Below are 10,455 nucleotides of genomic sequence, written 5' to 3' on the forward strand. Positions count from 1 at the left end.
AGTTCCGTCTGCTTGTTTTTCAACGTAATCACACTTCATTTGCGTTACAACCTCAAAAATCAAAATTTTTAGGGGAGTAAAGGCAATATCACCCCTACCCCTACCAAAAAAACTCTAAAAGTTAACAGCCCTCTTATTTCTGGAATTCCAAGTAAGTACCACATCCCTACAGCTGCAACAACTAGCAACAACAAAACCGCAAACCTTATAAAACTTGGTAACGGTTGGAGCCACAAAGACATTAACAGCGCGGGGATTGTGACCATTGAAAGACAGTCGTAAATTAAATCACCGATATTTTCTGGAAAGGCGATCGCGTTTTCTATCCCCCGCTTAAATTCGGTCATTCTGTCGCTTGGTGCTGTTTGGGGAAGTTGGGAGTAGTTACCAGTATTCGGAATCTCCACCACAATCTTGTTTTCATCATCTGCCATAAATAACCCCCTCCTTAAAGCCTTCAAACTGCAACTGACAGCTATTAATTTGTTGTTTCAATTCGTTGTTTTCATTGAAAAAGTAAAGGGCAACGAGAATACCCGCTACCGCTAAAAAATAAGGATTAATATCTTTGGTCACTTTTCTTTCTTCAGTTGCTCTACAGCTTCTTCAATCCGTTTACAAACTTCGTCTTCTAACTTCTCGATATAATCCGGGTCGTTTTCATCAATCACAATTGGTCTTATTCCTGATTTCTCCCAAAATTCTGGATTAGATAAATCTTCTATTTTGGAGTTATCTTCTGATTCGTCGTTACTGTTGTTACTTCCAAAAAACCAATTAATCATTTGTGTCCTCCTTTTGGTGCTGCCAGTCGTTGCGTGCGGGATACATCCCATATGGCGATTGCTTATCTTGGCGGAGGGCAATCGCTTTAAAATCAAAACGGGATTGCATCAATTGGGCATTGTTTACATTCACAAGTGAAAGCGCGTTCGTAATTAACGTTTTGATGGCAGCGGTAACAGTATTTCGATTCGTCATCAGAAGCGTTAACTATGTTTCTTAGTCGGTAACGCTGAATAAGTTTGCTGATTGCTGGCAATCGATTGATTAATTTGATTAAAGTTTTCATCATCATCAAAAATCTGGTTTATCACTGGTTGGGTTAGCGCCTAGATGTACGCGGTAAGCTTGTCCGTATGTTGTTGGTAAAGTTTCTCGCGTTTGCAAATCCAAACTCTTAGACCGGGTAATTTTTTGCATCAAGTGGCTACCATCTGACGCGGGACTATAAAATTCATAATTCTTAATCTTTTCCCACTCGGTTAATTGCTGTTCCACTCGTGCTTGATAAATTACCAGTGACATTTCAGACAAGCTCTGACGTGCTGGAATACCGCAGGTACGGCGTTTTACCTTGGGCTTAACAGTGTCATTACTGTTGGGTGACTTCCCGTTAGTACTGGTTTTATACTCTGTTAACTGTTCGGTCATAGTTGTTTAATCCTTGAAAATTGCACATAGAATCCCGTCGCGGTGATATGGCTGTGTTCACCGTGTAGTAGGGGTTTGCGTTTGTTCACTTCAAGTAGACTAACACAATATCCAGAATATGCAACACTAACACTTGTGTATTTTTATCTATCGATATATAGTCTTAAGTGATGACACAATAGGCTAGATGCACAGTACTAACATTTCTTGCACCTATGCCAAATGATATAGAAGAAAAAATTATTTCTTTAAGAGTTTTTATGCCTCAGTCGTTACGGAATGATTTCAAAGCGGTTTGTGCCAAGCAAGGGAGGAATATGTCTGAAGTGGTTTCGGAGTTTGTTCGAGAATACGTAACTGAACACGAAAAAACCTCACCCAAGGAAGGCAAGGAGACGGCGTGACCAACGGTAACAATGATGATATTCAAGGGTTACTGGTTCAAATAGCCCAAAGCCAGCTAACCACACAACGTCAGTTAGAAGGCACTCAGCTACAGTTAGCTAATTTAACGGAACGTCAAGAAATAAGCGGACAGCAAATAGTACAGTTATCTGATGTTGTTAACCAACTAACCAGCGACATTAGTAGTGTTACGGCAAGGAATGCCATTTTAAATGACATAATCCCAGAACTACGGGAAAGTCAGGAACGGCAAGAACTGCTTACTACAGAGTTGAAACAAAACTTTGAACAGCACCAGCGTAACTTTGACCAGCATCTAGCTAGATTTGAAGACCATCAAAGAACTACCAATGCTGCACTGCAAAGTTTGGAAGCAATACTGTTGCAACTAACTAGGGGTAATAGAGGTGAAAACTCTTAATCTTATGTCAAAAATGTACGCTTTATTGAGCATCAGGTGGTGGTGGCAGCATCGGCTCCCAAGCTTCCCACTAACTGTTGATTGTGGCGATTTCCTTAAAATCCCTCATTCTTACTCGATTTGAAAAACCTAAAACAGCGGTCATAACTACATTTACCGCTGTTTTTATGTGCATCACCGTTTCTTACTTTTTACTGAATAGTTTAGATACACAAGCTGACAGTGTGAAATAACTCAGAAACATTGCAAAAGTATCTATGCATATATCAGCTAATCACTACAAGCTTGGTGCGATTCTTTTAGTCGCTTGCCCGTGGTTGAAAGTAGTTCAATATCCCAGTACGGCAATCCAAGAAAGTTGCACGCAGTGATTGCAAGACAGGTATTGATGGCATTTCAGGAATTTTTGTCAGTGGGAATACTAACAACGTACACCAAAAAGTAAGGTATATAGATATGCAAAATGCCGCCCCTACAAAAGACCGGCACTTAAATCAAAAATTTTGTACTCCCATTGTACAAGATTTTACGCATCAAACGCAATCATCCCAAAATCGGTTATTCGATCGCGACTACACCCAAGCAGTAACAGAGCGCGGGCTAAATCCTGAATGGGTGCTTGCCAACTGCCGAACGATGGAAGTACCGGAAGCATCGGAGCGATTGAGAATTGATGCAAAATACGGTGGTATATGGCTTGAAGGTACAAACGGGTTCGGACAGTTCCGACCACGCAAAGCTTTTAAAACCAGTGAAGCTTGCAAGAAAGCGCTGAAATATATCACCGCGCTTGGTGAGGAGCATGATGCAATGCTGCCAAATAATCCTCACAATCCACGCTACTGGGATGATTTAGAGGCATTAAAAGCCCAATGCTACAAAATAGATGGGCATCCTTGCTTGGTACTTACCGAGGGAATGTTCAGCGCGATCGCGCCCAATTCTCACGGCATCCCCACGCTTGCACTGGCAGGGGTTGAGATGGGTTTGACTGGTAGCAAAAATGATGTACAAGGAAAGCGTTACCTAGTACCAGCACTAGAAACGCTTGCCCGCGCTGGTTTCGGTTGGATACTTGGCTTTGATGCAGACGCGGCAACCAAGGAAGGGGTAGTTGTTGCCCAAAGAAAACTAGCTGCACAACTGAAAAAATTCAACGTCCCGATATACTCTATAACTGGCTTATGGAGTACCTCTGAGGGTAAGGGAATAGATGATTACATCCAAATGAATGGTTTTGACAAGTTTCGAGATGAGGTTTTAGTTAAGGCTGAAACCATACAGAAGTGGGAACAGCAGTTTACCAATGGTGAGGAGAAGTCAGCCAAGAAACCCACTCAGACAGGATTTGCTCGCGAGCTAGCTGAAAAATACCGCGCAAAATTGGCATGGAATATTCCTGCAAAAGCTTGGTATTGGTACGAGGCAGAAGGGAAAGCAGGGATATGGGGAGAGATACCCAACGAACAAACCCTAGACCTTATTGTGACTGAGTTAGAAGCCCAAAATATTGATGAGTCAGCGAATTTTATCAATGGTGTACTAACCATACTCAAGGGCAAGTTACGGGTTAACCGTTGGGAAGTGATAATAGGTAGAATTTGCTTAGAGGATTGCGTTATTGATATTCGTACCCTAGAATCAACACCCCACGAACCGGGCTATAGGTTTATATCACGTTTACCTTTCAAGTGGTCTGATCGAGCGGTCGGCTGTCAACCTATTAAGGAATGGTTACTTTCAACTTGTTGCGATCGCGCTGACTGGGTAGAGGTAATTAGAGCGGTAATGAATGCAACTATCACCGAACGCGGTGCAGAATTTCAACGATATATAGAATTAATTGGTGCTGGTGGAACTGGTAAAGGTACTATTTTACGGTTGATTCAAGCGTTACTGAGTAAAGAAAATTACGCAGTTACAACACTTAAAGACCTTGAGAAGAACCAATTTGAAACCGCAATGTTTTACGGCAAGAAAGCTGTATTTATAACCGACTCGGAACGATACGCGGGAGAAGTTGGGAAGCTCAAAGCGATGACCGGGGCTGATGACTTGCGGATTGAGAAAAAAGGAGTTCAGCAAACGGGCAGTTTTACGTTTATGGGCGTGGTTTGGGTGGCGTGCAATGAAGCAATCCAAAGCAACGATTACACGAATGCCCTTTCTCGTCGTCGCTTGTCGATGAGTTTTGAGAAAGTAATTCCCCCACATCTACGACGAGACATGATTCAGGAGTTCAAGCCATACTTACCGGGCTTGCTGGCGTGGGTACTGTCGATGCCAATGGATGAGGTGGCAGACTATGTACGGAATACTGCCAAGCGTGTACCTTCTCTTGGTTCATTCAGTGTTCAAGTCCTTTTGGAAACAAACCCGTTGGCAAATTGGGCTGACCAATGTCTCTATTACGACCCAAAAGCAGAAACCCAAATAGGCAATTCAAGCAGCGATGCTCGTGACTGCCTATATGCCAACTACCTGCAATGGGCATCAAACAACGGACATTCGGGAATGACGACCCAAAGATTTAGTTCTAATTTACTTAATTTACTCAAGACTCAACTAAGTATTGATGCTTCAAAGCGTAGAGCTAAGAATGGGAGATATATTACGGCGATCGGTATTCGTCAACCCGGTCATAATTTCCCATTACTTATCTCAGGTGGTGACGACCCTGGTGACGACCCGGTGACGACTTCGGTGACGACTGAAAGTATTGGTAGTGCTGATTTACAGAGAAATGACGACCTTTTTACTAACTCCTATAAAAATGAGTCAGTCACTCATACTACTGACTCACTCTATAAAGAAATAGAAAAACCCCAACATAGTCGTCATTCTGGCTCAAATCCAGCACCAGCAAGTAATACAGGTCGTCATCCACAGGTAACGGTGTCGTCACCGAAACCCGCTCAGGTCGTCACCAATCCACCAAAACCAGCAAGCAATACGAACTATAGAAACGCCGAACCTGTTGGTAGTGCTGATTTGTATCGATTTAGAGAAGGTCAAACGGTTTACCCCACCGTTGGGAAGTATAAAGGCAAGCAATGCAAAGTCAGCGCGATCGACGACGGCGAGATATGGGCGCACCCAATTACGACACAGTTAGGGGTTTTAGGAGCGGGCTATAAGCCTTGCGAATTATCGCTTACCCCTCCTATAGCTCCTACTACTGCAAACGACGAGTACGAACCATATCAAACCTCTATTGATTGGGAGAATGAAGAATACTTAGATTGTCCTGATGATTAATGTTGAGCAAGACATAAAGTATCTATGGATATATTATCAACTCAATACAATCGAGGGGTAAAAGGTCTACTGTCTTTGAATTGTGGTAAATGCTTCTATGCATATATCATCAAAGTGTGGTTTAGTATTTATCGGTGGAGGCGTAATTAGTATTCGTGGAGCAGATATAAGCTTCCAGGCAGCTGCAAAAGCCGCTTGTTTCTCGGTTGTCTTAGCTCCCCAAAAGATTGTTTGGCAGCCCTTGACCCCTTCAATCGCTTGATCGAAGAGTATGGGTGATTCTAAATGGTAGGCATAGCAGCCATATTCCGAGTCCCAGGTGCAATCTGTAAGATAAGCCGCTCCAATAATCGCGCCGCGCTTGATGGTGCTTTTATTAATGCCATAATCGACAAGGTAGCTATCTGATGCCTTTGATTGTGATGCATGAATTAGAATCCAGCCGCGTTGTTTAGTTGCTCGGCTGCGGTGTTCATATTGCTTAATGCCCTTGCAAATAGCATAAGCATGGGGTGCATGGATGGAAATCGCTTTAAGAGATTCGGGGCATGGTTGTGTCATTGACTGACTGACTGACCTTTGGGGTTTGATGCCCCATCAATTTTAATTTATTTGGATGTCCGAAAGCGCAAGCGCTAATCCGAAGTTGTAGACACCATCGTCTTCAAGGTCATCTAAAGTCCTTGGTTTTCCTTTGCTAGGCTTGACTTTGGGGGAGAATATTTCAATCTCTCCCGTCCAATAGGTCGTAGTGTAGAGACAGAAATCAAAGATAATCAAAAAGCAAAGACCGTAAAAAATTGCTTGGATAGCCAGGTTAAGCAGGTCTTGAATATTCATGATATTAAAAGGCTTGTAGTGTAGTGAGGTGGCAGGGATTGTAGAGATTCCCTTATTCTCCCATTATAGCAAAAATAAGTACCATGTGTCAATATTCTTACAAGATATTTTTGGAATATACTTAAACGTGGTTATCACTTTCTTGATGACTTTGCGGCTTGGTGCAATTCCTCTAATCGATTGCAAAGCTTTTTAAGTAAGTGAGTATCTTTAAATTGCAATTTAATTTGTTGTTTAGCCTTGCGGTAGGAACCCAGATAAGCGTGTACTCGTTGCTCAACTTTCTTGTCTTTTCGGATTGATTCAACGACGTAGTAATAACAGTTACCTTTTATTTGTTTTACACGTAAGAACATGAGTATTATTATTCTCAAACCCATATATTGTAGTGCCTAACAAACACGTTCACACTAACCAATCAAAAATAGTTAGGCACTACGCAATATTTTTCTAACTAAGTGCTATCCATGAATAAGGTAAAAGTAAGCTAATGTATTTTATCCAAAAAATAAAGCTTTATATAGCTATACTTTCATGAACCGATACTTAGCAGGTATCCTGCTAAGTAATGGTTTACCTTACTTCATTCTCAGCAAGCAGCTGATAATTGATAAACTCACTGCTTTCTACAAGGTATCCGGGTTCTCACATTTTCAAAGCTTCTTCTGGAGTTTGTTGGTATGCAGGGGGATAGGAGTTGTTCGGTCTGTAGTTTTTTACTATCTGGCTTGCGAAGTGGATTGCTTGCTGTTGGGTATAAGTAGGGTGCGATACTTCTACGCGACCGTCTGAGAATTTAACGACCGCTTCAAAGAGAACCGATCCGAGTTTTTCTGAATCAAACAAATTTGGGAATCTATCAATACGGATAGTGAGTACCATTGCTTTATATAGTTATATAGTTTGTATGGGATTAAAGTCAGTTCGATTGTTGTTTATTTTAGGCGTTCGCTACTTTAACGTTGTTAATCGCCCGAACGGATAATTCTCGGAAGTTCGTGTTATCGCCATATGGGGCTTTGATGGTTTCATTGCCTAAGTAGATGCGAGCAAATAGAACATTGTCATCATCTCCAGCTTGGGGGCTTATCGTAATTGGTTGGTGTAGTTGGTCGGGTATGAGAATCGCGATCGCGCTTAACAATCCTTTACTGAAATGGCTATCATGACCGGATTCTAGGACATACAGCTTATCCCCTTCGATTGTGGTGAGTAGCTTATGGACTTCCTTCCCCCTACGCTCTACCTTCTCGAAGCGTAATTGTCTGAGATAACCAGTTAAAGCGTTCTCGGTTATCGGTACTGGGTTCCCATTGTCGAGTTTGTACCACAAGGAACCGTGTTGTCTATTGCAGTAGATTTTACAAATACCAGCATCATTGTGAAGTCCGAGACGCGGTTTATTTAGTGCAGAAATTAATTGCTGCAATAGCAACTCTTGACGGGTGAGACTGGCGATTAATTGGGCTGTTTCTTGTTGAGTCATGAACCGTCACGCAATTGTTATAAACATCTGTAACTTATCTATGTAACCGCTGCCTGTCTATGTAACTAATTACGGTTACATATGAAAATCTATGAACATATGTAACTAGTAGCGAGTTACATATATTATAGTTACATAGAGATATAGGTAACGTCATGACTAAAAAGCAGGTTCCCGTGGTTGAGTCGGGAAAGCTGGAAAGCGGTATTAGAGTAGGTTCTAAGAATTGGTACAAGGAATTAGAAAACCTCGACTCGTTTCGGTACGTTCCCAGCAGTGATAACGCACCATTTACCGTCCGTCGTGAAAAGGGAGGGGGACAAGCCGATTATTGGTATGCCTATCGGAAGGTATCTGGTAAATTGCACAAAAAATATATTGGCAAGGCATCCAGCTTAAAAACTGAGCGATTAGAGGAGATTGCAGTACAGTTGAATGTCCCCCCAGAACCGCGTAAAGAGAAACAAGTTACATATACAAATTCTGTAACTAGCGATGAATTGGAGCGATTGCAGCACCGAGTTAAGGAATTGGAGGTGCAGCTGCTAGAAGCTTCAAAAAAGCAGAATCCCTGACAGTCGAGTTATCTACCGTCAGGGATGAGAACACTAAGTTACATAAAGAGTTACCTAGGCAATCGGAAATACTTGATTATGAGCAGTTACATAAAAGTTACCTACAATCCCTGCGGTTAGGGACGCAATCCCCGGAGTATAAAAAAGCCGACAAGCACATAAAACAGTTTATAAAAATGATTGAACCGAAGTTATAGGGGGATTTTAGGGATATTTCGATATCCCTAAAAATTGTCTACAATCTGCTAAAAACCTTACACAGCAATATTTTGAGGCACCTACGCCGGATTTTTTGAGCGATTAAAAAAGTAGACGCTGTAGGCGATTCATCAATATAGTACTGATGAATTACTTCGTCGAGCTAAATCGGGATTAAAAAACCACACCGATACGCTTGGTGTGGTGCCGCGTGTTGGTGCAAGAGTGTAGATGAGTTGTTATTTGGGTGTAGGCGTTGTGTCTACAGGTTGGTTATATTTCCATCCGAGGTAGTTGCCAGTTCCTACAATTTGACCTACTCCCCTATCAGCGAGTGATTGAAAAATTAACCTGATATCTTCTCCCGATATATCGCTAAATAAACGGGAGTTTTGTTTGAGCGTTCGCGCTTTTAAAACGTCCCCTTGCAGCTTTTTACCAGCGTCGATAATTGCTGCTTCAAATTCATTAAGTTGCTGCTTGTCCGAATCTCCCGCCGGTAAATTACTCGTCGGTGTGGAATTACCGATTTTATCTAACACTACACCGTTACCTATCATTATTTGAGTAGCGCGGTCTGGGAGTTGACACGGACGGTTATCGACCATGCAACGAGATGTTAAATCGGATTCCAACCATTTAACTAATTGGTCATCACCTACTTTTTTGGCATGGGTAACAGCGAATTCTCCCAACCGTATGGCGTGAAAGCAATTTACTAAATTCCCTTTACCTTCAAAGCCCCAAGACGTTACGCCGTCGTATTGGCTGATTAGTAGCAGTAAAACACCGGGTTTACGTCCCCTACGGGCTAATTTTTGACACCATTCGTCCGCAAGTCCCTTGTAGTCGGATTTTTCTGTTAATGGTTTCGCAAGCGAGTTAATCTCATCCTTGGCATCTGGGTATTCTTCTACGACTCGAATAACGGTTTGTCCCTTGAAAATATCCCAACCTGCATCGTTATCATCTGCTGTAGCTTCTCCTACTCGTTGCTTGAACAACTGTAAATCAGTTTTCATGGCATCAACGATTGCTTGCCACTTCTCCCCCCTCCCTACGATTTCAAAACCTTTCCAATCTTTGTTGGTTGCTTCTACGTCGTAAATTGTGACGTTGCCTTCTACCAATCGCACCAAAGCTTTAGTTAGTACAGACTTACCAGAACCAGAACCACCAACAACGCGACCGTGCAACCGCGTTAACATTGCAGCTAAGTCATTGATGTTGAGTAGGTTATCTGGCTGCCAAGTCGCGTCGAATGCGGAAACGGTGACAGCGATGTTCGCACCGGGTCCCGTTTTATTCTTAAGCCAATATTGAAAGTTGAACCGAGATACCCGGTCAATATCTCCCAACAATTCCCCTACATCTTTGACGGTTTTTCTCTGGCTTTTACCAACCAATAATGCAGCAGCAGCGCCACCAAACAACCAAGGTTTATATTCTCTCCCTTCTCCCCTCAACGATGTACCAAGGGAGAGTAGCAACACCGAAGTAATTAAGCATCCCCACGATGTGACTTTGGCGCGGGAATGCAGTTGTAAGTAGTGGTGCAGTTGTGATGGGTGTAAGTTGTCCATTATCTTTTAAACCAATTGCAGATAAACTCATCCTGCTTATGCTTGGGTATCCTTTCTCTGGGGATTTCAATATAGTTTTTCTTCAGTTCTCCATCTACCCAATCTTGATCAATGCGGTAAAACTTGTAAGTTCCGTCTGCTTGTTTTTCAACGTAATCACACTTCATTTGCGTTACAACCTCAAAAATCAAAATTTTTAGGGGAGTAAAGGCAATATCACCCCTACCCCTACCAAAAAAACTCTAAAAGTTAACA

The 10,455-nt window shown here is 42.2% G+C and carries 14 protein-coding genes; 4 read left to right on the forward strand and 10 right to left on the reverse strand.

What is annotated here, in order from left to right:
- Window positions 1-68: 68 nt before the first annotated feature.
- The 5 genes from IQ247_RS29155 to IQ247_RS29175 all read right to left on the reverse strand — a co-directional run bounded on the left by IQ247_RS29155 (window position 69) and on the right by IQ247_RS29175 (window position 1,434).
- Window positions 69-434 (reverse strand): hypothetical protein, encoded by a 366-nt coding sequence (locus IQ247_RS29155; RefSeq protein WP_193925333.1) that lies wholly within the window; start codon window positions 432-434, stop codon window positions 69-71.
- Entirely contained in the window at window positions 424-576 is a 153-nt protein-coding gene (locus tag IQ247_RS29160) for a hypothetical protein (protein ID WP_193925334.1), read from the reverse strand. The genes IQ247_RS29155 and IQ247_RS29160 overlap by 11 nt, the downstream gene beginning before the upstream one ends.
- Window positions 573-785, reverse strand: a complete 213-nt coding sequence (locus IQ247_RS29165) for a hypothetical protein (protein WP_193925336.1) — start codon at window positions 783-785, stop codon at window positions 573-575. Before IQ247_RS29165 ends, IQ247_RS29160 begins: the two co-directional genes overlap by 4 nt.
- Window positions 778-981, reverse strand: coding sequence for a hypothetical protein (locus IQ247_RS29170; protein WP_193925338.1), 204 nt, complete (start codon window positions 979-981; stop codon window positions 778-780). The genes IQ247_RS29165 and IQ247_RS29170 overlap by 8 nt, the downstream gene beginning before the upstream one ends.
- 96 nt (window positions 982-1,077) lie before the next feature.
- Window positions 1,078-1,434, reverse strand: coding sequence for a hypothetical protein (locus tag IQ247_RS29175; protein ID WP_193925340.1), 357 nt, complete (start codon window positions 1,432-1,434; stop codon window positions 1,078-1,080).
- Between the two features lie 260 nt (window positions 1,435-1,694).
- On the opposite strand from IQ247_RS29175, the gene IQ247_RS33710 reads away from it, so the two are divergent.
- The 3 genes from IQ247_RS33710 (at window position 1,695) to IQ247_RS29190 (ending at window position 5,518) form a co-directional block, all read left to right on the forward strand.
- Window positions 1,695-1,838, forward strand: coding sequence for a plasmid partition protein ParG (locus tag IQ247_RS33710; protein ID WP_228060149.1), 144 nt, complete (start codon window positions 1,695-1,697; stop codon window positions 1,836-1,838).
- A complete protein-coding gene (locus IQ247_RS29185; protein ID WP_193925344.1) occupies window positions 1,835-2,260 on the forward strand; it encodes a hypothetical protein in 426 nt (141 codons plus the stop codon). Before IQ247_RS33710 ends, IQ247_RS29185 begins: the two co-directional genes overlap by 4 nt.
- 456 nt (window positions 2,261-2,716) lie before the next feature.
- Window positions 2,717-5,518: a DUF3854 domain-containing protein gene (locus IQ247_RS29190; protein WP_228060148.1), complete on the forward strand. Its 2,802-nt coding sequence runs from the start codon at window positions 2,717-2,719 to the stop codon at window positions 5,516-5,518.
- A 66-nt stretch (window positions 5,519-5,584) separates the two neighbouring features.
- On the opposite strand, the gene IQ247_RS29195 is transcribed toward IQ247_RS29190, so the two are convergent.
- The 3 genes from IQ247_RS29195 to IQ247_RS29210 all read right to left on the reverse strand — a co-directional run bounded on the left by IQ247_RS29195 (window position 5,585) and on the right by IQ247_RS29210 (window position 7,844).
- A complete protein-coding gene (locus IQ247_RS29195) occupies window positions 5,585-6,079 on the reverse strand; it encodes an ASCH domain-containing protein (RefSeq protein WP_193925346.1) in 495 nt (164 codons plus the stop codon).
- Between the two features lie 42 nt (window positions 6,080-6,121).
- The gene (locus IQ247_RS29200; protein ID WP_193925348.1) at window positions 6,122-6,358 is read right to left on the reverse strand and encodes a hypothetical protein; all 237 of its coding nucleotides are present in this window, start codon (window positions 6,356-6,358) and stop codon (window positions 6,122-6,124) included.
- Between the two features lie 940 nt (window positions 6,359-7,298).
- On the reverse strand, window positions 7,299-7,844 hold the full coding sequence (locus tag IQ247_RS29210; RefSeq protein ID WP_193925352.1) for a hypothetical protein: 546 nt from the start codon (window positions 7,842-7,844) through the stop codon (window positions 7,299-7,301).
- A gap of 155 nt (window positions 7,845-7,999) precedes the next feature.
- Between IQ247_RS29210 and IQ247_RS29215 the strand changes: the two genes are divergently transcribed.
- Window positions 8,000-8,419, forward strand: a complete 420-nt coding sequence (locus tag IQ247_RS29215; RefSeq protein ID WP_193925354.1) for a DUF6788 family protein — start codon at window positions 8,000-8,002, stop codon at window positions 8,417-8,419.
- Between the two features lie 437 nt (window positions 8,420-8,856).
- Here IQ247_RS29215 and IQ247_RS29220 read toward each other — a convergent pair whose 3' ends face one another.
- On the reverse strand, window positions 8,857-10,200 hold the full coding sequence (locus tag IQ247_RS29220; RefSeq protein ID WP_193925356.1) for a hypothetical protein: 1,344 nt from the start codon (window positions 10,198-10,200) through the stop codon (window positions 8,857-8,859).
- Window positions 10,200-10,367 (reverse strand): hypothetical protein, encoded by a 168-nt coding sequence (locus tag IQ247_RS29225; protein ID WP_193925357.1) that lies wholly within the window; start codon window positions 10,365-10,367, stop codon window positions 10,200-10,202. The genes IQ247_RS29220 and IQ247_RS29225 overlap by 1 nt, the downstream gene beginning before the upstream one ends.
- Window positions 10,368-10,455 lie beyond the last annotated feature (88 nt).

This window comes from Plectonema cf. radiosum LEGE 06105 (genome assembly GCF_015207665.1).
Lineage (GTDB): Bacteria > Cyanobacteriota > Cyanobacteriia > Cyanobacteriales > Nostocaceae > Rivularia > Rivularia radiosa_A.